Genomic DNA, 25407 nt, shown 5'->3' with positions numbered 1-25407 from the left:
GATGGCGCCATACACCCCATTCAAACGCAAATTCCACACGGCGCTCGTTTTTCAGCTGCGCTTTCGTTGCCTGGCTATTACGTTCTAAACCTGCGCGCTCGCGGATGTCATCGATCAATTCCTTGGCAACGGCATCGCCCTCTCCATTTTTCCAGATCAGCGCCTCCGCCTTAATGAGTAAAATCTCTGCATACCGCATCAGTGGGATATTGAGGTCGGTGGTCATATTGTCCCCATTTGGATTAACTGTTTTGCCAATTGCATCGGCATCGCGGAATGGGGCCAGGTATTTACCGAGTGTCATCCCCGTGGGACTCGACGTAGAGGCGGGGTTGACCTGCCAGGTGATGTCGTTGCCGATAAACGATACATGGTCGCCCGGAGCAACGATGGTAACCGGTCGTCTCTCGTCGCCTTCTTCAAACGCCTTATACAGCTCCAAGGTCGGCTGGAAATAGCCCCAGGTGTTATAGTATCCAAATCCACCATTCTGAAAAGATATACCGGGCCATTTCGACCCATCGATCTCGTTGCTCGTCACGCTATACATGTATTCTGTGCTCCAATTATTCTCGATTTCGAACACATCAGCATAATTGGCCAATAATGCGTGTTTCTGTGAGTTGATAACCTTATCGGCATAGGCAATGGCCACGTCGTAATATGACGCGTCGTATTGCGCGGCGTACAGCGCGGCCCGGGCGGCGAAGCCCCAAGCAGCGGTCTTATGTACCAATCCCCAGTCGCTCGTCGGTATGTCTTCAAAGTATGGAAGGAATTCTGCCGCACGTTCCATATCCTCTATGATCATCTGGTAGTTCTCCAGTACGGAGGCAGGTCGCGGCACATCCATTTCCTCTATCGGCGTATGCTCGGTCACAATGGGTATCCCGCCATTGGGCCCGTTGTCGCCATACCATGGTGCTAGCCAAAGGTAGGCAAAGCCACGCCAAAAATAAGCATTGCCGAGTACGATGCTTTTGGTACCATCGGAGATACTCGTAGAGCTGGGTATCTGGGAAATGATCCGGTTTGCATAGTTGATGGTCTGGTACATCTGCGGCCAGTTGTCCCGCACATCCCTCGACGTCGACCCATTATCAATAAAGTTCTTGATGTTTGCCGCCTCGGCTTGGGTACGGCCCGTCACCATGTCGTCACTCGCATTTTCGTACCAGAAAAAGCCTCGGCCTGTCGTACCTTCGCGGTACTGCCACTCATAAAGTGCATATATCGTCTGCATGGCCTGTTCGTCAGACAAGCTTCCGAGATCGCTAGGTTGGCCATAGGGTTCGAACTCCAAAAAATCGTTGCAAGACGTGAACACCGACACCAAGGCGACCGCCATAAATATAAACTTCTTCATTTTCAACATAACTAATTCCTACTTAAAACGACACGTTAACTCCAATACTGAACATCCGCGATACGGGGAACCGACCGCTATCGATGCCCAGGTTACCCACTTCCGGATCGAAGGCGGAATAATCCGTTATGGTCACCAAGTTTTCGGCATTGGCATACACACGAATATGGGTTTGGCCCGCGATTCCGATCCGGTCTATGAGGCTGCTTGGCAAGGTATATGCAAGGTTTACATTCTTCAACCGCAAATAATCCGCCTTTTCCAAGAAATAAGACGATACCTTTGAATAGTTACCGTTAGGATCATCGATGAATGATAACCTCGGTACACCCGAATTTGGATTGTATTCGAATGATTGCAGGATATCCGTCGTCATGTTCCATCCTTTCAGTCCGGATGACGACATGGCTTTCACCCCGTTAAACACGTTGACCCCCGAAACCCCTTGCCAAAACATGCTCAGGCTAACCCCTTTCCACGTAACGCCCAGATTAAGACCATATGAAAAATCAGGGTAATCATAAGCCCCCATGTATTGCCGGTCACCATCGTTGATGACTCCATCGTTGTTATGGTCGACAAACCGGATGTCTCCCGGTTTGGCCAGCGGCTGGACCAGCGACTTTTCGCTGGTTTCAGGGTCCGTCCATGTATAGTTGTTAATTTCGTCCTGTGTCTGGAAAATCCCATTGGCTTCAATCAGGTAATAGGAATACCAGGGCTGTCCGACGGTCGACTGGAGGGGTTGCATGGAATTCACCCCCTCACCATGGGCAATCAATGTGCGCTTACCAATATTGAGCACCTTGTTCTTTACCGTTCCCAAATTACCCCTCACATCTACTCCCCACTCCCCAAACTGTTGCTTATAGGCCAGCGAGAACTCAACGCCTTTATTTTCCACTTGGCCGATATTCGTCTCCGGGGGCGAAGCGACCCCCGCCACGGACGGAACGGGCAGACTTTCAATCAAATCTTTTGTTTTCTTAATGAAGTAGTCTGCGGTGACATTGAGCTTATTCCCGAAGAAGCCCACATCGACACCGAAGTTTGCCTGTTCGGTCCGTTCCCATTTCAGGCTTGGGTTTGGAATGGTACTCTGGTAGAGACCGAATAGCTGGCGATCCGCTCCTTCGCCGAGGAATACGCCGTAGGCACCCAACGAATACGGCGGCGCGTAGATAAACCGGCGTACCGAACGGATGTTGCCCACCTGCCCCCAGCTGGCACGGAGTTTCATGAAACTGAGCACATCGCTCGCCGGCATAAAAGGTTCCGATGTCACTTTCCAAGCGAACGATGCAGCTGGAAAAATATCGGCATTATCATCGGGGTTTAGTTTGGACGATGCATCCCTACGCAAACTTCCGGTCAAGAAATAACGATCATCGAAAGAATAAGACAAACGTGCGAGATGGGACATTATTGATTCTTCCCAAATGGATTCGTTTGGCCGGTCCGAACTCCAATCGGTCGCGTTTTCAAATACCACGTAGTGCGGATATTCAAATTGGTAGCCACGTGTGTATACGTTGTGGCTTCGGCCTGTGGTGTAATTCATCGTGAATGCCCCCAATGCCGAAACGTAATGTTTATCCGCAAACGTTTTAGCGTATGACAAGACGTTCTCCCAGTTCCAATTTTTGTCTAGCGAAGACCCGATACTGCGGTAATTTTGATCGACGGTCCTTCCCGGTGCCGTAAACCGGCCTGTAAAACTCTCGCCTCGGAAGCTCGAAGTGTTGAACGAAAAATCCGACTTGAACTCCAGTCCGTCAATGGGCTTAATACTGAGGGATGTCAATGAAAACACCCGATTCGTGGGGTTGTGCTGGCGTGTATTCAGCAGCTGGGTTACCGGGTTGAGCAGATCCGCTTCCACGCTAAAGCCTTCCGCGAGCGCCCAGCGCGGTACCGTTCCACTTGGCATGCGGTTACCTTGGTCATCGTACTCATACATTTCGTTAAAACGTGGGTAGGCCATCGCGCTGAATACCGCCCCGGTATGGCCTGACCCGATATTGCTCTGCCCGTTGCTGTAGCCATACAGCAGGTTTTGGTTCAGGCTTGCCCATTTATTGAACTTGAACCCCAAATTCAGCCGTGCCGTGAGGTTCTTGCTCCACGTGTTCAACAGCGTTCCCTCCGTATCGTCGTAAGCCAATGACGCCAATGCGTTTATAGACTCGCTACCGCCGCTGATGGTCACATCGTAATGTTGTACCTTACCCGTTCGGAAAATTTCGTCCACCCAATCCGTTCGGGTTTCATTACCATAGGGGAATTGCTCGGGATCGTATACCAGTGGCAAGTTACGGTCTGCCGCTACGGACGCATCCTTCCACACCCGATTGAAATCTTCGGCGGTCAGGACCTCCGGTGTTTTCCACGCCGCTTGCATGCCATTCCACACATTGGCGTCTACCCGTATTGCTCCCGCCTTTGCCCGTTTGGTGGTTATCACGATTACGCCGCCCGACCCGGCATACGCTCCATACACGGCCGATGAAGCCGCATCTTTCAACACGGTCACCGTTTCGATATCCGCGGGGTTGAACGGCGCATTGGGCACGCCGTCCACGATATAAAGCACGCCATCACCGCCGCGGTTTCCCCGCCCTCGGATACTGATATCGCCCGTCGATCCGGGAACACCGCTTTGAACCACGCGAACACCCGGCATTTCACCTTGGATAATATTGGCTAGCGATGCGGGCCGTCCCTTGAACCGGTCGCCCACATTGACGGACGAGACGGCAACGGAAAGATCTTGTTTACGGTTCGAAGCGTAACCGATGGCCACAACCTCATCCAGCATGTTGTTATCCCCACCCAGTTGAACGTCAACCGTCGAGCGGTCGGCCACATGTTCCTCCAGTGTCGGGAACCCCACGTATGAGAAAACCAATATCGCATTGGCGCCCACCTCGATGGAATACTCGCCTTCTTCGTTGGTCATTGTTGACCTACTTGTGTGTTTCTCCGCCACGGTTACACCAGCCAAGGGCTGCCCGCTATGCTGCTCCGTAACTTTGCCCGTTATAGTCCCTTGGGCATACACCCTGCCCGTCAAAATTGCCAGGGCCATCAACACACACATGTTTAAATAATAGATTTTCCTCATATTGATACTTTTTTATAGCTATGTCAACCTTTCACGGCGCAAGTATATGCTCCATTTTCTAGCTCATTATTAATTCCATGTTATCTTTCTCCTAACATGGATTAACCTCCTTGCGGAGCCCATTGAAGCCAACACGCTAACCCATTTATAATTTATAATCGTCCAAGCAAACTAATCGCTTTTTAGCCGATAAATCAAGGAGTTGGAGCTTTATCACTACGCAAAGGTTTGCGTAACAAGGCGCTCAGGATTTGGTTATCTAGGATATCTTCACGAACTTAGGAAAGTCGTAATTCAATGACACTGATTGTAAAACCTTATGCAAAAAGCCCGGCAAACAACCATCGTCGACATCGCGAACCAATTGGGTGTTTCGCCATCCACCGTTTCGCGCGCTTTGCACGACCACCCGTCGATCAGTGCTAAAACCAAGCGCAACGTGATGGTCCTTGCCGAAAAATACAGTTACCAACCGAATCTGTTGGCGCTAAGCTTACTGAATAAGAAGACCGGGATCATCGGCATCGTGGTGCCCGAAATCACGAGCTACTTCTTCGCCACGGTCATCAGCGGGGTACAGGATATGGTTTCGTCAGCCGGCTATAAACTGCTGATCTGCCAGTCGGATGAGTCGTTTGAAGAAGAGAAAAAGCTATTGCAAGACATGGCTTTGCTGCGCGTAGATGGCGTGCTGATTTCGCCCACCTTTCGTACAAACTCATTCCACCATTTCGAAAAACTGAAAAAAACAGGTATCCCCCTTGTTATTTTCGATCGGGATTGCCCTGGCTTTGAAGCCGACAGGGTGGTGGTAGACAGCTACGACGGGGCATACCAAGCCGTAGAATACCTGATCAAGACGGGGTGCCAACGCATTGCCCACATTGCCGGTCCCATCGCTATCCCCACCTTCAAACAACGGTTGGATGGCTACCTCAACGCACATTACGACAACAACATCCCGATCAGGTCTGAGCTGATCGTTTACAGCAATGGTTTCTCTTCGGATGACGGTGTGGAGGCTGCGGCCCAACTGATGGCCCGCCGGGAGAAACTCGATGCCATCTTTGCCGTCAACGACGGGGTAGCCATTGGTACCGCCCACGTATTACGCGAAAACGGATATCGGGTGCCCGATGACATTTCGCTCCTAGGGTTTGACGATGAATCTTACGCCCAGTATTATTATCCTCCATTATCTACGGTTTGGCAGCCGGTTTATGAATTGGGTATGCTATCGGCGAAAATACTGCTCGACCGGTTTGCCAACGCCGACCAACAACGGCCCTACCGTTATGAAGTGCTCAAACCGGAGCTGGTGATCCGCGACTCTTCAAGCGCCCTCGCCCGACCTACGTCGTCATCCGCCTTACCAGATCAACCGGGCATACCAGCGGTTCACCCAGTGTAATCGTGCCCGACCGACCGGGAGCACCTTGCAGGGCACCGATAAGTGTCCGTGCCACTTTATCAGCCATGGCATTCGGATATTGTTCGATCGACGTAATGGGGGGAGAGATGATGGCGGCCCGTGGATCATTGGAGTAACCGATTATCTTTAAGCGTTCGGGGATATGCATACCGCGCTCCCGGGCGAACTCCACGGCCGCAATGGCTGTCGTATCGTTGGCCGCAAACAATCCATCGGGTTGTTCGGCTCCATCGAATATCCGCCTCAAGCTGCCCCAAGCGTTCTCTGCCGTCAGCTCCTGGTGGTAAATCCATTCATCCCGTAGTGATACCCCTTCCTTCGCCAATGCGTCGGCAAACCCCTGCGTACGCTCGCGGTAGATACTGCAGGTCTGTGGACCGCTGATGTATGCAATCCGCCGGCATCCCGCCTGTAACAGGTGGTTGCCCGCCAACAGCCCTCCGCGGTAATCATCGCCTTTCACAATATAGGCCGGGGTGTCCTGCCCCAAGGGTACACGGTCGTAAAATACCAAGGGTATGCCTTGTTGGAAAAACCCTTCGAAATGTGCCGTATCTTCCGTATACAATGCCAATGAGACCACAAGAGCATCCACACGGGCCGAATACAGTGTATTGGCTAATTCCTTCTCCAAGCTTACGGAATCGTTGGATTGGCATATCATCAGGTTGTAGCCCGCCGCCTGTAGCTGCCGCTGCAAAGCGGTAATGAAAAAGGCATGGAAGTACATGGAGATACGGGGCACGATCAGCCCGATGATGTTAGAGCGACGGTTGCGCAACGAAGATGCCATGCTGTTGTGCCGATACCCCATTTCCTTTGCCATTGCTTTCACCCGTTGCCGTGTGGCCTCACTGATCCGTGGGTTATCGTTGAGTGCCCTGGATACGGTAGCCGGGGATATCCCGAGTGCCTTGGCAATGTCTACTATGCTATTCTCCGATTTCGGTTTCTTCGGTGTCATCTTGTATAATCAGCTTGCTGCCAAAGCAACGTTATTTTGCTGGAAAATGCAAATGCGATGTAGCCGAAGTCTGTCGTTGTACCGAAAACGTAGCCTTCGTCCACACTTTCGGTATTCTACAAATCGAAACGGAAGACATGAAAGGCGATAGATTTCTCCGGAATGCCGACCAAGCTCCGCTTCGTAGCACAAAGTTTCGTCTTCCATGTACTACCTTTCAATACCGCGGCCCTAACTTACCGCAGCCATGAGCTACGAAGCAACTTCCTCGTATTAAGTTGTCGCACCCACGCACTACCATGCAGTGTCCTAGGGCTAGGTTGCCGCATTCATGGCCTACGTTGTGGCGTCGTAGTACTACGGTGCGGCATCCACGTACTACGTTATGGCATCGTAGCGCTAACTTACCGCTTCCACATATTACCCTGTAGTGTCGCAGGGTTAGGTTGCCGCATCTATGCACTACGTCATAGCATCGTAGTACTACGGTGCTATGACGTAGTACCAAGTTACCGCATCCACATACTAGTTTGTTGCGTCTTAGCGCTAACTTGCCGCTTCCAAATACTACCACGCATTGTCGTAAGGCTAGGGTGCCGCGTCCACATACTACGATGCGGCGCCATAGTACGAGCCTGCGGCGTCCATGTACTACGGCTCAGCACCGTCGTTCCAACCAGCGGCGGGCTACGGCTACGCCGCGGTTCCGTGGTATGTGGAAACCGAACGGAAGTACTACGAAATAGAGGCTAGCAGCCGCGTTGGGTTACCGATTACATAAGTAGAAGATATTCTTAGTTTACAGAACCACGAATCGTTACCTTTGTAGGTAAGCTATGAAGAAAATAGGATTTTTATCGTTTGGGCATTGGTCGAACCACCCTGCCTACCATACCCGCACAGCAAGCGACACGTTGCTACAATCCATCGATTTGGCTGTTGCCGCTGAAGAAATCGGCCTAGACGGCGCTTATTTCAGGGTGCACCATTTTGCCGCCCAATTGGCATCTCCATTTCCACTGCTCTCGGCCATTGGCGCCAAGACGAGCCGTATAGAGATGGGAACAGGCGTCATCGACATGCGTTATGAAAACCCGCTCTATATGGTGGAAGAGGCCGGGGCAGCCGATTTGATTTCCCAGGGGCGCCTGCAGTTGGGCATCAGCAGGGGATCGCCCGAACAGGTGATCGATGGTTGGCGCTACTTCGGGTATGAACTGGCCGAAGGTGAAACCGACGCCGATATGGGGCGCCGCAAAGGACTGGAGTTTCTGGAACACCTCAACGGCATCGGGTTTGCCCAGCCCAACCCGAACCCAATGTTTCCGAACCCGCCGGGACTGCTTCGGCTGGAACCCCACGCTGAGGGGTTGCGCGAACGTATCTGGTGGGGAGCCGCCTCTAACGCAACCGCCATTTGGGCCGCTGAGCAGGGCATGAACCTGCAAAGCTCCACCTTGAAGTACGACGAGAGTGGCAAGCCTTTCCACGTACAGCAGGCAGAGCAGATCAGACTGTATAAAGAGGCCTGGGAAAAAGCAGGGCACCAGCGCCAACCCAGGGTTTCGGTAAGCCGGTCTATTTTTGCTTTGGTAAACGAGCAAGACCGTTATTACTTCGGCCAGGAAGCTAGCCGGGCCGATAAAATCGGAATCATTGAAAATGACAAACGTACGATCTTCGGACGCAGTTACGCCGCGGAGCCGGATCGACTGATTGAGGAGTTGGCTCGGGACGAAGCCATCCAGGAAGCGGATACGTTGCTACTCACGATTCCCAACACGCTAGGGGTCGACTATAATGTGCATGTGCTGTCTTCCATTTTGGAACATGTAGCACCGGGATTGGGTTGGCGCTAAAAATGGAAAGCTCGGATGTATACATTTAGAAAAGCAAAACCCCACGAATTGCCGCAGATATGGGAAGTCATCCAATATGCCATTGCTCGGCGGAAAGAAGCGGGTAGCGCGCAGTGGCAGGATGGCTATCCAAATCCTACGGTATTGCGTAATGATATCGATAAAGGTGCGGGATTTGTCCTCGCAGAAGGTGAAACCGTTGCGGGCTACTGTGCGGTAATGATCAACGAGGAGCCTGCCTACGCCACCATCGATGGTAAATGGCTCACCAATGGCGACTTTGTTGTATTCCACCGCATTGCGGTTTCCAAAGACCACCTGGGGAAAGGGCTGGCGAGGAAAATGATGGAGCACATCGAAACATTTGCCGCAAACCATAAGATAGGTAGCATCAAAGCAGACACAAACTACGATAACCCCGCCATGTTGCGGGTTTTCGAATCGATGGGATACCGCTACTGTGGTGAGGTGTATTTCCGCGGGAGCCCAAGAAAGGCGTATGAGAAATTGTTATCCGTCGGCACAGCTTAACCCATACATCAATATTGCCCCGTGCTCAACAGCACCAAGGTACACGCGCGCACCACCTCGATTCCCCGCTGCCGCGCCAGGTCTTCCAGTTCCGGGTTTTCCGTGCCGGGATTGAAGATCACACGTTTAGGCTTCGTCGCCAAGATATAATCGTAGTATTCGGGCTGCCGTTGCGGACCGATATAGAGCGTTACGGTATCGATATCCGGGATAACCTCACCGGCACGTTGTATTTCCACCCCCGCAGACGCCCCTTTCTTTATCCCGATATTCACAATGTCATGCCCCGCCGCAACCAATCGGTGGGCAGCCAGGGATGCATACCGGCCCGGATTGGTCGTAGCCCCCAAAACCAATGTTTTCTTCTTTTCCATAGCTTACAAAGCTACAGCTATTCCGCCATATATTCCCCTTCGGACGAATAGGCACCCCGGCGGATAACTGGCATATCCAGTAGGTGGTAAAGTTCGTCCAAATGCAGTAGGCTGCCATTGGCGAGGTTGGCGAGCAGCACAATGGTCACATCACTGGTGATGTCGCGTACGTAAATGTTGCGGAAGCCGTGCCACCAACCGGTATGGTACACCACCTGGTGATTGTTTGTTTCATAGGTACGCCAACCAAAACCATAGTTGAATACGCTTTTTGTAGGCTTGCTATAACCGGCGTAGGCCGAATCGAGTGTCTCCGGCTTAAGTAGGCGCCCGTCGCGCAACGCGCGGTCAAACAGATACAGGTCCCGAACGGTGCTGTATATGCCCTTATCGCCCACCGGTCCGTCCTGGAAATTCTGAACCACCGAGCGGCGCCATACCTTGTCATGGCCCACAACGCCCGTCGGTATCTTTTCATAGACCGCCTTTGAATATACCGCCGTATGCTTCATCCCTGCTGGTCCAAACACGTTTTCTTTCATGTAAACGGCAAAATCCTCGCCCGTCACTTTCTCGATGATGGCCGCCAAAACCATGTAATTGGTATTGTTGTAGAAGAACCGCACATCGGGATTGGCATATTTGGCCGGCTTATGCTTGGCCAGCAGGGCCATCACATCCGCATTGGTCATCCCTTTACGTTTGTCGGCCCAGATTTCCTTCTTATCCGTAAAATAGAGGTAATTCGTTAGCCCCGACCGGTGCGTAAGCAATAACTTGATGGTAATACCGGGGTAGGGGAAATCCGGGAAAAACTCATCCACCGTCTGGTCCAACCGGATCTTGCCCGCCTCGATCAACCGCAGTATGCCCGTAGCGGTAAGCGGTTTGGACACCGATGCCAATTCAAACTGCGAGTCGATTTCCAAACTATCGCGCATCAGGTAATCTGCCCAGCCAAAGGCATTCTGATAAAGGATTTTCCCTTTTTTGGCAATCAATACGTTGCCGTTGAAGCCCGACCGGCTATGCAGCCGCTGCATGAACGCATCCAATCGCTTATCGGCCTTGGCGGGGTCATACTCCAGCGCCAGGCTGTCGCGCTTGTGTTGCTTCCGCTCCACCCGGGCGCGTTTCTTTTCGGCCGAAGTACACGACGCAACGACAATGGCCATCGATAATAAGAAGAAAAGGCTATTTCCCAACCACGGTTTTTTACTAATAATCATACGCGGCCGCTAAGGTATTGCAATCAACTTGCATTGGCAACTATTTTAACATCGAATCGAAACCAGAACACATTTATTTATAACCATTCTAAATATCTGTGTTTTACACAGTTCTGACAGTGGTCAGATAGGAGATGTTGTACTTTTGTTACCGAAATTAAGTGAGCATAGTACAGCCTTGAAGAATCTTAAAGTCATAGCATTTACCCACAAACATGTGGATCTTAAGGATTTAGGGAACCTTGTGATTTGTAATGAGGAGTTGGAGAGCCGACTGATTAACCTTAAGAACAGCTTTGATATTCCCGAAATTTTTTATGTGGGCACCTGTAACCGCGTGGAATTCGTGTTCTATGGGGCACATGAATTGACGCCCATGTTCATCAAGGAATTCATGCACAAGCTCAACTTCTGCGTTCCTTCCGAGCAGCTCGAATGTTTCTTAGGCCAGGTCAACACGTACGAGGGCCTCGATGCACTGAACCACCTGCTCCGGATGTCGTGCTCGTTGGAAAGTTTGGTCGTAGGCGAAAAGGAAATCCTCGCGCAGGTTCGCAAAGCATACGAGCGTTGCCGGCAGAGTGGTTTCACCGGTGATTTCCTCCGGTTGGTGATGGATCGGCTTGTCAAGACAGCTAAAGAGGTGTATACCCATACGCGCATATCGCGCAATCCGGTTTCGGTGGTTTCTCTTGCTTATCGCAAGCTACGCGAAATCAAATTGGAAAACAACCCGCGCATCCTCATTGTGGGTGCGGGCGAAACCAACCAGAATATCGCCAAATACTTACTGAAACACCGTTTTTCCAATTTCGTGGTGTTCAATCGCACGCTCGAGAATGCACGGGCGCTGAGTGCCGAATTGAATGCTGACGCATATCCGTTAAGTGAACTCCCCCATTATAAGGGCGGATTCGACATCCTCATCACCTGTACCGGATCGCCCGAAGCGATTATCGACAAGCAGCTGTACCAATCGCTCCTCAATGGCGAGACCGACCGGAAAGTGATCGTGGATTTGGCCATCCCAAACGATGTCCATCCCGAGGTGTTGGAAGCCTATCCGCTACATTATATCGAAGTAAGCGGCCTACAGGCCATCGCATCCAAAAACCTGCAGGAGCGCTATGACGAGTTGGTCCACGCCGAGCAAATCATCGCCGATAACATCGGCGAATTCCTCCCCCTGCTCAAACAGCGCCGAGTGGAACTGGCCATGCGTGAAGTACCCGAGAAAGTAAAAGAAATACGTTCTTTCGCACTCAATGAAGTATTCGCCACCGAAGTAAGCGGGCTGGATGCCAATTCAAGGGCGGTGCTCGAAAAGGTAATTGACTATATGGAAAAAAAGTATATCAAAGTGCCCATGGTGATGGCCAAGGATATTTTGGTAAAGACGAGTCATTCGGACATCCATTAGTCTGCTTCAGTTATCCGAAACGTGCATTCTTTTAACTTATCCGTTCGGATAACGTCTTATATTCATTAAGTTTGTGTATGCTAACAGATGAACCCCTGACTAAAACGGCCCCTACCCTTGCAAAAATGGTAGACCGTACGCTTATTATCGGTACCCGAGGAAGTGAATTGGCCCTATGGCAAGCCAATTATGTGAAAGATCGGCTGGCCGAAATCGGCGTGGATGCGGAACTCAAAGTCATCAAGACCCAGGGCGACATCGTGCAGCACCTGCGGCTGGACAAGCTGGAGGGCAAGGGCTTCTTCACCAAAGAATTGGAGGAAGCGCTTTTAAACGGGGGTATTGACCTCGCCGTGCACTCACATAAGGACCTCCCTACGGTACATCCACCCGGCCTAACCATCGCCGCCGTCACGGCCCGTGAAGACCCGTCGGAGTTGCTCATCATCCACAAAGACTGTGTAGACTTGAAGAAACGCTTGGTGCTCAAACACAACGCCATCGTGGGCACTTCTTCAAACCGCCGGAAAGCGCAGTTGCTGGCTATGCGGCCGGACCTTGAATTTGACGACCTCCGCGGGAATGTGCTGAGCCGCGTGCAGAAACTCCGCGATGAGAATTTCGATGCCATCATGCTGGCGAAAGCGGGCATTACCCGTGTCAATGTCGACCTTAGCGAATTCCATGTCGAAGAGCTCCCTCCGGTTGAGGTGATACCGGCCCCGGCACAGGGTGTGCTGGCCATACAGATCCGTGAAAACGACACGCAGCTTGCGGACGTGTTGCAGTCGATAAACAACGCTGCAGTGGCAGACACCATCGCCGTCGAGCGCAAAGTGCTGAATCTTTTCGATGCAGGATGCCACGCACCGCTGGGCTGCTACTGCCGTAAGCAGGGCGATGTCTATGAAGTGTGGACTTCTAAAGCCGACGATAGCGAAGCGTTTCCCGACCGGCTTTACCTGGCGGCCGGAAGTACGGCCGGCCTCGCCGAACGGATTGCCGATAAATTCGACAAGGACAGGAAACTGCCCGGCCATGTGTTCATTACGCGCGACCTGTCCGAAGCCAGCTATTTCCACCGCGCCATGGCCAAACATGACATCAAGGTCGAAGGCCGCTCGCTGATCCGCATTTTCCCGATGATCAACAAATTGGACCCCTATATCCTCAAGTACGTAGACTGGGTCTTTTTCGGCAGCAAAAACGGCATCGAGAACTTCTTTAAACTAGAACCCCGGTTGAGCAAACGGACGAAATTTGCCGTCATCGGGCGGGGATCCGAAGAGATGCTCCGGCAATTTGGCCATACCCCCGAATTCACCGGAGAGCGGCTGGGTATCAACATGGAAGAAATCGCTGGGGAATTTGCCAAACTCGCAGCCGGCACGACGGTGCTGATCCCGCGTGCCAAAGATTCCCTGGAAACCATCCAGAAGTCGTTGACGGAAGACACGAAGGTCATCAACCTCCCCGTATACCAGACGCGCATCGACACGAATGTATCCAAGTCTAACGCTGACGTGCTGATTTTTACCAGCCCCTCAAACGTGGAGGCTTATTTTGTGGACAACCTGGTCGACCCGGGCCAGCAGATTATCTGTATCGGGCGGTCTACTGGCCGGAAAATGGAAGAGTTCGGACTGCCCTACACGCTCCCCTACTCGCCCGATGAAATCGGCCTTGCCGAAGCAGTATTCGGGCTGGATTACTGAAATTTTAAACACGGATTGATGTGCCCCCCCGGGGTTTGATGAATTGAAAATGTTAAAAAGACCACGAAGGAACCGCAAATCAGCGGTGATACGGGATATGGTTCAGGAGACGCATATCACGGCGGCCAACCTCATATTCCCCTTGTTTGTTATCGAGGGCAACAACATCAAAACGGAGGTCTCCTCCATGCCCGGCATTTACCGGTATACGGTAGACAACCTGCTCCGTGAAGTGGAGCACTGCATGGAAATCGGCCTGCGTGCGTTTGATCTGTTCCCCAACATCGAGGAATCGCTCAAAGACAAGTACGCAACGGAAAGCACAAGGGAGGGCAGCCTATACCTGCGCGCCATTGCCGAAGTGAAACGCCATTTCCCCGACGCATGTGTCATCACCGATGTGGCCATGGACCCCTATAGCAGCGATGGGCACGATGGCGTGGTTGAAAATGGTGAAATACTAAACGATGCAACACTGGATATCTTAGGCCAGATGGCACTTGCCCACGCTAGGGCCGGTGCCGATATCATCGCACCATCGGACATGATGGATGGGCGGATCGGCCACATCCGCCACGTGCTTGACGAAAACGGATTCGCCAATGTATCGCTGATGTCATATACCGCGAAATATGCCAGTGCCTTTTATGGCCCTTTCCGTGATGCGCTCAATTCGGCACCGAAACATGGCGACAAGAAGACGTACCAGATGGACCCCGCCAATCAGCGTGAAGCATTGATTGAAGCCGAATTGGATACGCAAGAGGGTGCCGATTTCCTCATGGTGAAGCCAGCCCTGGCCTACCTAGACGTTATCAAGTTACTGCACGATGGTTTCGACCTCCCGATCGCAGCCTATAACGTTAGCGGCGAATATGCCATGGTGAAGGCCTCTGCACGTAACGGGTGGCTCGATGAGCGACGTGCAACGATGGAGGTCCTCACGGCAATCCGCCGGGCGGGAGCCACGGCGATCCTCACCTACCATGCCAAGGAAGTGCTGGAAAAGGGATGGCTTCAAGCGTGACGGTTTTAGATTATATATTTCAGATTGATGATCGATTATTGGTGATTAACCATTAACAATTGACCATTAACAATTCATAAAGATGTTAGATGCATTAAAAAAAGCCTTTGGCGGTGGCGACGAACCCCAACCATCATCAGGCAAAGGGAACGATATTACACGGGAAAAATCAGCCGAATTGTACGAAAAGGCCCAACGGTATTTTCCAGGTGGGGTCAACTCGCCCGTGCGGGCTTTCAAATCGGTGCATGGCACCCCGTTGTTTATTGAACGCGGCGATGGCTGCTACCTATGGGATGCCGATGGCAATCAATTCATCGATTTCTGTTGTTCTTGGGGGCCATTGATATTGGGCCACAACTACCCCAAAATACGGGAAAAGGTAGTCCAGACCCTGGAGAAAGGTTTGAGTTTCGGTGCGCCCACCGCCTTGGAAAACGAGCTCGCCGAGCTGATCCTTGAACACAACCGATACATCGAGAAAATCCGTTTCGTCAGCTCGGGCACGGAAGCCGTCATGTCGGCTATCAGACTGGCCAGGGGGTATACTGGCCGCGATAAAATCATCAAATTCGAAGGATGCTACCATGGGCACTCCGATTCGCTGCTGGTGAAGGCCGGTTCGGGATTGGTGACATTCGGCGAAACGTCTTCGGCGGGTGTACCCAAAGCATTTGCCGACGAGACCATCGTTGTCCCATTGAACGATAGGCGTGCAGTGGGGGCCGCATTCGACCAATTCGAGGGGCAGATCGCCGCAATCATCATTGAAGGGGTGCCTGCGAACAACGGGCTCCTCATCCAAGACCGCGAATACCTCCATTTTTTACGCGATATCACCCGCCAGCACAAGGCGCTGCTTATTTTCGACGAGGTCATTACCGGGTTTCGCCTCGGGTTTGAAGGGGCTGCCGCCCACTACGATGTACACCCCGATATCATCACTTACGGTAAAATCATCGGCGGTGGTATGCCCGTGGGCGCCTATGGCGCTTCTGCCGAATTGATGGGCCATATATCGCCCGAGGGCGCAGTTTACCAGGCAGGCACCCTTTCGGGCAATCCAGTCGCCATGGCTGCGGGAATCGCACAGCTCACGGTACTCAAAAGCAATCATTTCTACAAGAACCTAAACACGAAGGCGACGGAGTTCGTAGCCGCGATACAGCGCTACGCGACAGCCAAGAACTACCGTTTCAAGGTATTCCAAATCGGCTCCATTTTTTGGTTTGCGTTTACCGATAAAGAAGCGATCCATGCCGCCAGTGATATCGACCATGGCAGCATGGATTACTACAAGGCATTCCATCGAGAATTACTCAACCGTGGTGTATACCTCGGCCCTTCCGGATACGAAGTGGGCTTTGTCTCCGCAGCACACACGAAGGTGGAACTGGAAAAGACGAAGCGTGCTATCTTCGAAAGCCTAGATGAGGTATTCCGGACGATGGGAGCCCCGAAATCATAGGCCGAAATACTGCTTGGCATTGTAATAGCAGATATCCTGTATCACTTTGCCCGTCCACTCGGTATCATCGGGCAGCAGGCCTTTGTTGATATCCTCGGCAAATAGGTTGCAAAGCAACCGCCGGAAATACTCGTGCCTGGAGTACGAAAGGAAACTGCGCGAGTCGGTCAGCATCCCCACGAAGCAGCTGATCAAGCCGATATTTGACAGCGTATTCAGCTGTTGGGTCATGCCATCAAGCTGATCCAGGAACCACCATCCCGAGCCGAACTGCATCTTGCCCTTTGTTCCCGATGCCTGGAAATTGCCCATCATGGCGGCAAACACGGCATTGTCTGCGGGATTAAGGTTATAAACCACGGTCTTGGCCAATCGTCCTTCTTCCTCCAGCGTATTGAAGAAATGCTGCATGGACTGCGCCTGTTGGAAATCGCCGATAGAGTCGTATCCCGTATCGGCGCCGAGTTCCCGTAGCTTGCGCGTATTGGTGTTGCGCAATGGGCCGAGGTGGAATTGCTGCACCCAGCCCTTATCGTGGTACAACTTGCAGAGTTCCGAAAGCACCAAATAGGTAAAAGCTTCTTCATGTTCGGCCGCGAGGGCATCGTCGCCCGCAAGCACGCGCTTAAATACCTCGTCCAGCGACAGGCTTACATCCAGTTGCCGTGGCAGGCTGTTGAGGCCATGGTCGGCAATCCGGCAGCCCTGGCTATGGAAATAATACAGCCGGTTCCATAAGGCATCCAATAACGTGTCCAAGTCAACGATGGCTACGCCGCTGCTCGCCTGCAACTGATCGATGTAACGGCGATAGTCGTCACCTTTACCAAGCTGGAACACCTTATCCGGCCGGAATGTTGGCAGCACCCTGGTTTCGAAATCCGACCCCGCAATGGCCCGGTGATGGCGAAGATCATCCACAGGATCGTCAGTGGTTCCGACCATATCTACGTTGAAATGCCTCAACAAACCGCGCGGTGAAAATGCTGCGGTCTGTAACTGGGCCGATGCCGTATCAAAGATACGGTCCGCATTATCCGGTCCGAGCAGCTCGGTGATACCAAATGGGTTTTTGAGTTCCATGTGTGTCCAGTGATACAACGGATTACGCAACGTATAAGGAACTGCTTCCGCCCATTTCCGGAATTTTTCCCGGTCGGTCGCCTCGCCGGTTATGTATTGTTCTTCGATGCCCAATACCCGCAATGCACGCCATTTATAATGATCGCCCGCCAACCAGATACGCGTGAGGTTCTCGAACTGCCCGTCAGACGCAATGGCGTCCGGAGGCAGATGCGAATGGTAGTCTACGATCGGCAGCTCTTTGGCATAGTCGTGGTAAAGCCGTACGGCGTGCTTCGACTGAAGCAGGAAATCGTCGTGGAGAAAATAAGCCATGCGTATAGGTTATCTGATTACCGTCCTGTTATCCCTAGCTCCAGCCCTCGCAGTTCAGCCAGGCCCCGCAGCCGCCCGATGGCTGAGTAACCGGGAGCCGTGGTCTTACCGATGTCGTCCAACATTTGATGCCCATGGTCCGGGCGGAACGGTATCGCTTCCCGGCGTTGTTGGTTCTCGGCCACCAGTGCCTTCATCACCGCATACATATCGACGTCGCCGTCGAGATGATCCGCCTCGTAAAAATTACCCTGGTTATCCTTCTTTACGTTACGCAGGTGTACAAAATAAACACGTGATTTCACCGCATCGAAAATATCGGGCAGGTCATTGCCTTTACCGGCACCCAGCGACCCCGTACAAAAACATATGCCATTGAAAGGCCGATCGAGCGAACGGATAATGTACAACAGGTCGTCTTTATTGCTAGCGATACGTGGTAGACCAAGGATGGGATAAGGGGGATCATCGGGATGGATGGTCATCCGAATCCCTTCTTCTTCGCATACATCGGCGATACGTGACAAAAACCAAATCAGGTTCTCGCGCAGGCCATCGAAGCCGATAGCCGCATATTCACGGATGCTTTCCCGCAATTCCTCCAGCTCGATACTGCGCTCGCCCGGTATCCCCATCAACACATTGCTGTTGAGCAGCTCGATAGCCTGCGGCGTATAGGCTTCATACCGCTTCTTGGCTTCCACCTTCACCGCTTCCGGATAGTCCTGTTCTGCACCATCCCTTTTCAATACAAAAAGGTCGAACACCGCGAGGTCATTCCAATCAAAATAGAGTGCTTTCGAGCCGTCTTTCATCTCCAGATCCAGCTGGGTGCGCGTCCAATCCAATACCGGCATGAAATTATAACATACCGTTTTGATTCCCGCTGCAGCAAGATTCCTTAAGCTCTGCCGGTAATTCGCTATGTATCGCTCCGCATCGGCACGCCGTGTTTTTATAGCTTCGTGCACCGGCACACTTTCCACCACACTCCAGGTCAGTCCGGCCGTTTCGATAAGCGCCTTCCGTTCCTGTATATCTTCTAGCGGCCATACGTCGCCATGGGGAATGTGATGCAGGGCCGTCACAATGCCCGTCGCTCCCGCCTGTTTGATGTCTTGCAATGAAACCGTATCGGCAGGACCGTACCACCGCCACGTCTGTTCAAGTTTTTTTGTCATTGCTTTTTTGCTTCTTTGTCTTTTGCTATTTGCTGTATGCTATTTGCTCGCCATAATCATGTTCCCAGACTCACAACCTCACAAATTCACACCCCACTCCAGGCATTGAATCCGCCATCCACCAAAATGGTTTCGCCCGAAATGAAGCCCGACGCATCACTCAACAAGAAGATCAATGTACCGGTGAGTTCGCTCGGGTCGCCCAAGCGTCCGAAAGCGGTGTTGTTGACGAACCGCTGTGCCCGGTCGGTATAAGACCCATTGGGGTTGGTAAGCAATTCCCGGTTCTGTTCGGTAAGGAACACGCCGGGTGCAATCCCGTTCACCCGTACTTTATCGCCATAACGCTGGGCCAATTCCACGGCCATCCATTTGGTGTACCCTTCGATGGCGCACTTCGCCATATTATAACCCATTACGCGGGTGATGGCCTGTTGGGCTGCCAACGACGAAATGTTTACGATGGACCCTTTCCCCTTCTCGGCGATCACCCTGCCGAAAACGTGGGTAGGGATGACCGTACCGAAGAGATTCAGCTCAACGGCCTTTTGGGTATCGGCAATCTTGGTATCGAAAAGGTTCTGGTCGGGGCCGATGGTGGCGCCGGGGATATTCCCCCCCGCGGCATTCACCAGCCCATCTATGGTTCCCCAAGCATCCAATATTTGGTCCTTGGCCCGGTGCACCGCCTCCTCATCCAATACATCGGTAATTACCGCGATGGCTTCGCCACCCTGCTCTTTTATCGCCGCAACCCGTGCATCAGCCCGTTCTCGGTTGCGCCCCAATACCGCTACCCTCGCTCCCGCCGCTGCCGTGGCCAGGGAGAACGACTCGCCCAAAACCCCCGTTGCGCCCGTAATCACAATCACTTTACCGGCCAAAGAAAACTGTTGTATCCCATCCATAGTTCTTAATAAGGTCTATTGCGTATTTTAATCCCCAATATTAGGCAAAAATGGATTTAATAGGAACACGTTTCTCTATAAATATTCACGAAAACGTTGTAGGTACGGCAACGGCCAATAAGCGGTAACTCGCGGATTTACAAAATTTTAACAAAATTATTTTAAGATGTCGTTTTAAAGCGATACTTTTGCATCCCCAACATTCGAAGGGCTTATGTATTGAAAAATAATTAATTACAAAAATTATAGATATGACTAAGGCAGAAATTATAGCAGAAATCGCAAACAAAACCGGGCTGGAGAAAGTAGATGTTCAAGAAACGGTTGAGGCATTCTTCAAAGTTGTCAAAAATGCGATGGTTGGGGGCGAGAATGTTTATGTGCGGGGGTTCGGTAGTTTCGTCGTTAAGAAAAGAGCGGAAAAAACGGCTCGGAATATCTCAAAAAACACCGCCATCATTATCCCTGCACATTATGTGCCGACCTTCAAACCAGCTAAGACCTTCGTTGAAAAGGTAAAAACTGGTAATAAATAATTTTTGCGTAAAAGCCGACCACACACGTACACATGCAGCAACGGACCAAACAGGTAGTCGCCATTACATCAATCATTGTGTTGATGGGATTTTTATTGGCGCAACCTATCAAAGGTTTGGTTAATGAAGACAAGGCCACCGCGAGCACGGCTACCGGGCCCCAAGTTACACTTGAATCCGTATCGCAGCAGGCTAAAGAGGGGCTTAACCCTAGCATCATCCAGGAAATATCGGCCCTTGAGGAAAAGGTGCAGCATGCGGAAGGTGCAGACAAACGCACGCTCCTGCAACAGCTTGCCACCCAATGGGACGATGTAAATGAGAAAGCCCCATTGGGTTTCATTTACCAGCAACTAGCCGAGCTGGATGGCCAGTTTGGAGATTGGCTCAAAGCCGGCGATGCCTACCGCGCAGCGTACACCAACCTGCAAGACACGTTGGCTGCCGGCGCCCTCAACGGCTATGCCATTAACGCATACGAAAAAGCGCTGGCGCTCGATTCGACAAGTTTGGATGCGAAGGTAGGTTTGGGTAGCGCGTACGTAACCGGCACAGCAAACCCCATGGCTGGCATCGCATTACTCCGGGAGGTCGTCAGCGTACAGCCATCCCACGTCGGGGCAAACAAAAGCCTAGGTTTATTTTCGATGCAGTCACGCCAGTTTGACCTCGCTATCGATCGGTTCAATACGGTTGTATCCCAACAGCCCGATGCCGAATCCTATTTTTATCTGGCAACAAGTTACGAAAACATTGGGCTGAATCGTGAGGCCATCGCCGCTTTTGAAAAAAGCAGGGATTTGGCGGCCGATCCGACCCTAACCCAATTTATCAATCGTAAAATTGATGAATTGAGTAAATAATCATTTTAATTTATTCATTTAAAAAATTTAAGCTATGCCAAGCGGAAAAAAAAGGAAAAGACACAAAATGGCTACCCACAAACGTAAGAAACGTTTAAGAAAAAACAGGCACAAGAAAAAATAACCTTGCCTGACAAGATCCTGCTTCCGGCATAGGGTATATAAATGAGCGCGGGTGATATGGCAGCACACATCGCTGGTGCACCTGCAATAAAACTCTGCCCTTACCATGTTCCAGGAAGATGCATGGGATCTGGATTAAACGTATTTTATTTTTCATTCAAAGCAGGTTATTATCCTTTCGCAAATGATGATGAGAACATGGCTACCGTGTTCATCGATGGTGACCTGCTTTGCTAAAGGAGTAGCTGTTGGTAAAGGAGTTAATTATCGATTCGGCTCCCGAAAGAGGGGTCACTATCGCTTTACTTCAAGACAAACAGCTTGTAGAGCTCAATAAGGAACAGGCGAACAACAATTATGCTGTTGGGGACATATATCTGGGCAGGATCAAGAAAATCATGCCCGGCCTTAATGCCGCCTTTGTAGATGTCGGTTATTCGAAAGACGCGTTCCTACATTACCTCGACCTGGGCCCCCAGGTCCAATCGCTCATCAAGCTCACCAAATTAGTAAAGAAAGGCAGTTACAAAGAGAAACTGCTCGATAGTTTAAGGTTAGAAAAGGACATCAATAAAGCCGGTAAGATATCTGAGGTACTCACCCGGAATATGCTGCTGCCGGTACAGATTGCCAAAGAGCCCATTTCTACCAAGGGGCCACGGTTAAGTTCGGACTTGTCCATTGCGGGAAGGTATGTTGTACTCGTCCCGTTTTCAAGCGCAGTTTCCATTTCCAAGCGTATCAAAGGCAACACGGAGCGGAATCGCCTGAAGAAAATCGTAGAAAGCATCAAGCCCACGAATTTCGGCGTTATTATACGTACCGTTTCGGAAGGGAAAGGCGTCGCCGAGCTGCAAAAGGATTTATTGGATCTCATTTCAAAATGGGAAGTGCTCACCAGCCGTCTGCGTACTGCCGAACCGTCACATAAGGTATTGGGCGAAATGGATCGCACGTCCACCATCTTGCGTGATATCCTTACCGACGAATTTTCGCATATCTATGTCAACGAACAGGCCATCTATGAAGAGACCCGTTCATATGTACAGGAAATTTCGCCCGACCTGGAAAAAATCGTTAAGCTGTACAAACACCGCGAGCCCATTTTTGAGCATTTCGGTGTAGAGCGCCAAATCAAGGCAGCTTTCGGCAAAACGGTAAACCTGCACGGCGGTGCTTACCTGGTTATCGAGCATACGGAAGCATTGCACGTCATTGACGTGAATAGTGGCAACCGCACCGCCAACAAGGAGAACCAAGAGGAAAATGCACTGCAGGTGAACATGGAGGCGGCCAAAGAAATTGCCCGCCAGCTCCGCCTGCGCGATATGGGCGGTATTGTGGTCATCGACTTCATCGATATGCATAAGCCGGCCAACCGCAAGGAGTTGCACGCCTACCTCAAACAATGCATGGCGACCGACCGCGCCCGGCATACCATCCTTCCCCCCAGCAAGTTTGGGTTGGTACAGATCACGCGGCAGCGTGTGCGGCCCGAAATGACGATTGTCACCAATGAAAAGTGCCCTGCATGTGATGGCACCGGCGAGATACGGTCGAGCATTGTTTTGATGGATGACATCGAAAATAACTTGAGCTTCATCCTGCAGGAACAGAACGAAAAGGACATCACCTTGTGTGTGCACCCATATATCTATACGTACCTCAAATCGGGTTTCGTATCACGGCGGATGAAGTGGTATTTCAAGTTCGGCCGCTGGATCAAGGTAAAACCGGTGGCATCATACTTCCTCACCGAATTCCATTTTTTCAACGGCAAAGAGGTCGAGATCAAATTGTAGCGGATATGGCCATCACCTCGGTGGCCATATCATCTATCGACCCATTCGCCAACCAGTGTATGGCTAGCCCATCCTTTTCCATCTTCCGGAAATACGTCATCTGCCTTTTAGCAAAGCGATGGATCTCCGTATTGAGCCGGGCGAAAAATGTTTCATAGTCCAATTCGCCCAAGAGGTAGCGGGTTACGTATTTATATTCCAATCCGTAATAGACCAGTCGCTCGGGGGGTATACCTTTTTTCAATAGGTGCCTTACCTCTTCGATGAGCCCTTGCTCCAGCCGTATGCGAAGCCGCTCGGTGATGCGTTGCCTGCGGATGTCTACCGGTGGGTTTATACCAAAAAGGATGGCCGGAACGACCGGGTGATGGTGTTGGGGTAGGACATGGTACTGACACCACGTACAGATTTCCGTCGCGCGGATAAGCCGCTTCCTCGTGCTGGTATCGGCTTTGAAACCGGCAGGCACGGGCAGCACGCGTAGCCTATCACGCAGGGCGGCGGTATCCAGTGCTTCCAGTTCACTGCGCAGGGCCCTATCTACGGGTACCCCACTATAATCAAATTGCTGCAATACCGACTGGATGTATAATCCGGTGCCGCCACACAGAATGGGTTGTTTCCCTTGCTCTTCAATACGATCCAATGCATCATGGAAATCGCTTTGATACTGGCCCACGTGATACGTATCTCCGGCGTCCCGGATATCGATCAATGCATAGGGGATATCACCGTAATCATCAAGATCTTTCCCCGTGCCGAGGTCCATGCCACGGTATACCTGCCGGGAATCCGCACTGATGATGGCCCCACCGGCCCGCTTGGCCACCTCCACCGCCAACCGGGTTTTCCCGGAGGCGGTGGGGCCAAGAATCACGATAAGACGGGGCGTGGCCCTCACACCACGAATTTGGTCCACTTTTCGGAGGAACCATTGCTGGCAACCACGTTATCGATGAACGCCATGCCGCGCACACCCTCATCGACCTGCGGGAAATCCAACATCTCCGCCGTGGGCGTCTCGCCATTAAGCTTAGCGGAGACCGTGAGTACGAAATTGCGGTAGATATTACCGAATGCTTCCAGTAACCCTTCGGGGTGTCCGGATGGTACACGTGTATTATGTACCGCGAAGCTACTCAGCGTATAGGGTGCCGCATAGGCATTGCCCGTGCGGATGTACTGCCGCGGTTGGTCGAGCATCTTCACGATGAGGTTATTGGGGTCTTCCTGTGCCCAGTCGATGCCGCCTTTCTCGCCATACACCCGGATGCGCAACGCGTTCTCCTCACCGGCGGAAATCTGGGAAGCCACCAGCACCCCACGTGCGCCGTTGTTGAAACGCAGCAAGACGTTGCCATCGTCATCCAGCATGCGCCCTTCGACCAACGTAGACAAATCGGCACAGAGTTCGGTGATTTCCAAACCGGTCACGTATTCGGCTAAGTGTGCCGCGTGTGTGCCGATATCGCCCATCGAACCACTCTTCCCAGATTTTTTCGGGTCGGTGCGCCAAGCGGCCTGGGCATTCCCTTCGCGCTCCGAAAGGCGGCTCAACCAGCCCTGGGGGTATTCGACCACTACTTTCCTTATTTTACCTAAAAATCCTTCCTTGATCATCGCCTTGGCTTGCTTCACCATCGGATAGCCACTATAGGTATGGGTAAGACACAACACGTTACCGGTACGGTCTACGATTTCCTTGAGTTCCTTGGCTTCTTCGAGCGTAAAGGTCATCGGTTTCTCAATAACAACATTGAACCCATGTTCCAAGGCGAGCTTCGCCGGTTCGAAGTGGACGAAATTCGGTGTTACAATCGTCACAAAATCCATGCGTTCACCCTCGGGGAGCTGGCTCTCCTTTTCAATCATCTCCTGGAAGGTGAGGTATACCCGGTTGTCGGGGATAAAAAGTGCTTTTCCTGATTCGCGCGCGATGTCGGGGTTGATACTAAATGCGCCGCATACCAATTCCACCAACCCGTCCATATTGGCAGCAATACGGTGTACCGCACCGATGAAGGCGTCTTTTCCACCTCCTACCATGCCCATGCGAAGTTTTCTGTTCATCTGTTTTCTTGCGTTAA

At 51.7% G+C, this 25407-nt stretch carries 21 protein-coding genes; 11 read left to right on the top strand and 10 right to left on the bottom strand.

Annotation, left to right across the window (positions count from 1 at the left end; translation table 11 throughout):
• Positions 1-1366: RagB/SusD family nutrient uptake outer membrane protein (locus ACO1NT_RS13710; protein WP_449049239.1), on the bottom strand; the 1366-nt coding region annotated here is incomplete at its 3' end.
• Positions 1367-1388: 22 nt separating this feature from the next.
• On the bottom strand, positions 1389-4490 hold the full coding sequence (locus ACO1NT_RS13705) for a SusC/RagA family TonB-linked outer membrane protein (protein ID WP_449049238.1): 3102 nt from the start codon (positions 4488-4490) through the stop codon (positions 1389-1391).
• Between the two features lie 319 nt (positions 4491-4809).
• On the opposite strand from ACO1NT_RS13705, the gene ACO1NT_RS13700 reads away from it, so the two are divergent.
• On the top strand, positions 4810-5901 hold the full coding sequence (locus ACO1NT_RS13700) for a LacI family DNA-binding transcriptional regulator (protein WP_449049237.1): 1092 nt from the start codon (positions 4810-4812) through the stop codon (positions 5899-5901).
• Here ACO1NT_RS13700 and ACO1NT_RS13695 read toward each other — a convergent pair.
• Positions 5843-6886: a LacI family DNA-binding transcriptional regulator gene (locus ACO1NT_RS13695; RefSeq protein ID WP_449049236.1), complete on the bottom strand. Its 1044-nt coding sequence runs from the start codon at positions 6884-6886 to the stop codon at positions 5843-5845. The two genes, ACO1NT_RS13700 and ACO1NT_RS13695, sit on opposite strands and share 59 nt — an antisense overlap.
• 836 nt (positions 6887-7722) lie before the next feature.
• On the opposite strand from ACO1NT_RS13695, the gene ACO1NT_RS13690 reads away from it, so the two are divergent.
• A complete protein-coding gene (locus ACO1NT_RS13690) occupies positions 7723-8745 on the top strand; it encodes an LLM class flavin-dependent oxidoreductase (protein ID WP_449049234.1) in 1023 nt (340 codons plus the stop codon).
• A 15-nt stretch (positions 8746-8760) separates the two neighbouring features.
• Positions 8761-9276: an N-acetyltransferase family protein gene (locus tag ACO1NT_RS13685; protein WP_449049232.1), complete on the top strand. Its 516-nt coding sequence runs from the start codon at positions 8761-8763 to the stop codon at positions 9274-9276.
• An 8-nt stretch (positions 9277-9284) separates the two neighbouring features.
• Here the strand turns inward: ACO1NT_RS13685 and ACO1NT_RS13680 are convergent, their stop codons facing one another.
• Both ACO1NT_RS13680 and ACO1NT_RS13675 read right to left on the bottom strand, forming a co-directional pair.
• A complete protein-coding gene (locus tag ACO1NT_RS13680; protein ID WP_449049230.1) occupies positions 9285-9650 on the bottom strand; it encodes a CoA-binding protein in 366 nt (121 codons plus the stop codon).
• A 17-nt stretch (positions 9651-9667) separates the two neighbouring features.
• The gene (locus ACO1NT_RS13675; RefSeq protein WP_449049228.1) at positions 9668-10879 is read right to left on the bottom strand and encodes a serine hydrolase domain-containing protein; all 1212 of its coding nucleotides are present in this window, start codon (positions 10877-10879) and stop codon (positions 9668-9670) included.
• Positions 10880-11057: 178 nt separating this feature from the next.
• On the opposite strand from ACO1NT_RS13675, the gene hemA reads away from it, so the two are divergent.
• The 4 genes from hemA to hemL all read left to right on the top strand — a co-directional run bounded on the left by hemA (position 11058) and on the right by hemL (position 16509).
• The gene (gene hemA / locus ACO1NT_RS13670) at positions 11058-12299 is read left to right on the top strand and encodes a glutamyl-tRNA reductase (protein WP_449049226.1); all 1242 of its coding nucleotides are present in this window, start codon (positions 11058-11060) and stop codon (positions 12297-12299) included.
• 77 nt (positions 12300-12376) lie between these two features.
• On the top strand, positions 12377-14014 hold the full coding sequence (hemC, locus tag ACO1NT_RS13665; protein WP_449049225.1) for a hydroxymethylbilane synthase: 1638 nt from the start codon (positions 12377-12379) through the stop codon (positions 14012-14014).
• Between the two features lie 49 nt (positions 14015-14063).
• Positions 14064-15041 (top strand): porphobilinogen synthase, encoded by a 978-nt coding sequence (gene hemB / locus ACO1NT_RS13660; protein ID WP_449049223.1) that lies wholly within the window; start codon positions 14064-14066, stop codon positions 15039-15041.
• A gap of 82 nt (positions 15042-15123) precedes the next feature.
• Complete coding sequence (gene hemL / locus ACO1NT_RS13655; RefSeq protein WP_449049222.1) at positions 15124-16509, top strand: glutamate-1-semialdehyde 2,1-aminomutase; 1386 nt, start codon at positions 15124-15126, stop codon at positions 16507-16509.
• Here the strand turns inward: hemL and uxaC are convergent.
• The 3 genes from uxaC to ACO1NT_RS13640 all read right to left on the bottom strand — a co-directional run bounded on the left by uxaC (position 16504) and on the right by ACO1NT_RS13640 (position 19996).
• Positions 16504-17907: a glucuronate isomerase gene (gene uxaC, locus ACO1NT_RS13650; RefSeq protein ID WP_449049221.1), complete on the bottom strand. Its 1404-nt coding sequence runs from the start codon at positions 17905-17907 to the stop codon at positions 16504-16506. The two genes, hemL and uxaC, sit on opposite strands and share 6 nt — an antisense overlap.
• A 17-nt stretch (positions 17908-17924) precedes the next feature.
• Complete coding sequence (gene uxuA, locus ACO1NT_RS13645) at positions 17925-19088, bottom strand: mannonate dehydratase (RefSeq protein WP_449049220.1); 1164 nt, start codon at positions 19086-19088, stop codon at positions 17925-17927.
• A gap of 86 nt (positions 19089-19174) precedes the next feature.
• Positions 19175-19996 carry an SDR family oxidoreductase gene (locus ACO1NT_RS13640; RefSeq protein ID WP_449049219.1) on the bottom strand — a complete coding sequence of 274 codons (822 nt, stop codon included), beginning with the start codon at positions 19994-19996 and terminating at the stop codon, positions 19175-19177.
• Positions 19997-20247: 251 nt separating this feature from the next.
• On the opposite strand from ACO1NT_RS13640, the gene ACO1NT_RS13635 reads away from it, so the two are divergent.
• The 4 genes from ACO1NT_RS13635 (at position 20248) to ACO1NT_RS13620 (ending at position 23320) form a co-directional block, all read left to right on the top strand.
• Positions 20248-20532: an HU family DNA-binding protein gene (locus tag ACO1NT_RS13635; protein ID WP_325637451.1), complete on the top strand. Its 285-nt coding sequence runs from the start codon at positions 20248-20250 to the stop codon at positions 20530-20532.
• A gap of 32 nt (positions 20533-20564) precedes the next feature.
• On the top strand, positions 20565-21395 hold the full coding sequence (locus ACO1NT_RS13630; protein ID WP_449049217.1) for a tetratricopeptide repeat protein: 831 nt from the start codon (positions 20565-20567) through the stop codon (positions 21393-21395).
• A gap of 180 nt (positions 21396-21575) precedes the next feature.
• Complete coding sequence (locus tag ACO1NT_RS13625) at positions 21576-21755, top strand: hypothetical protein (protein WP_449049216.1); 180 nt, start codon at positions 21576-21578, stop codon at positions 21753-21755.
• A gap of 11 nt (positions 21756-21766) precedes the next feature.
• Positions 21767-23320, top strand: coding sequence for an Rne/Rng family ribonuclease (locus ACO1NT_RS13620; RefSeq protein ID WP_449049215.1), 1554 nt, complete (start codon positions 21767-21769; stop codon positions 23318-23320).
• Here the strand turns inward: ACO1NT_RS13620 and miaA are convergent.
• Together miaA and ACO1NT_RS13610 are read right to left on the bottom strand one after the other, a co-directional pair.
• Positions 23310-24239 (bottom strand): tRNA (adenosine(37)-N6)-dimethylallyltransferase MiaA, encoded by a 930-nt coding sequence (gene miaA, locus ACO1NT_RS13615; RefSeq protein WP_449049214.1) that lies wholly within the window; start codon positions 24237-24239, stop codon positions 23310-23312. The two genes, ACO1NT_RS13620 and miaA, sit on opposite strands and share 11 nt — an antisense overlap.
• Positions 24218-25390 carry a Gfo/Idh/MocA family protein gene (locus tag ACO1NT_RS13610; RefSeq protein ID WP_449049213.1) on the bottom strand — a complete coding sequence of 391 codons (1173 nt, stop codon included), beginning with the start codon at positions 25388-25390 and terminating at the stop codon, positions 24218-24220. Before ACO1NT_RS13610 ends, miaA begins: the two co-directional genes overlap by 22 nt.
• Between the last annotated feature and the right edge of the window lie 17 nt (positions 25391-25407).

The organism is Parapedobacter sp., from assembly GCF_053550995.1.
Note: the sequence above shows the minus strand (reverse complement) of the source record. Positions and strands in the feature narration are given on the sequence as shown.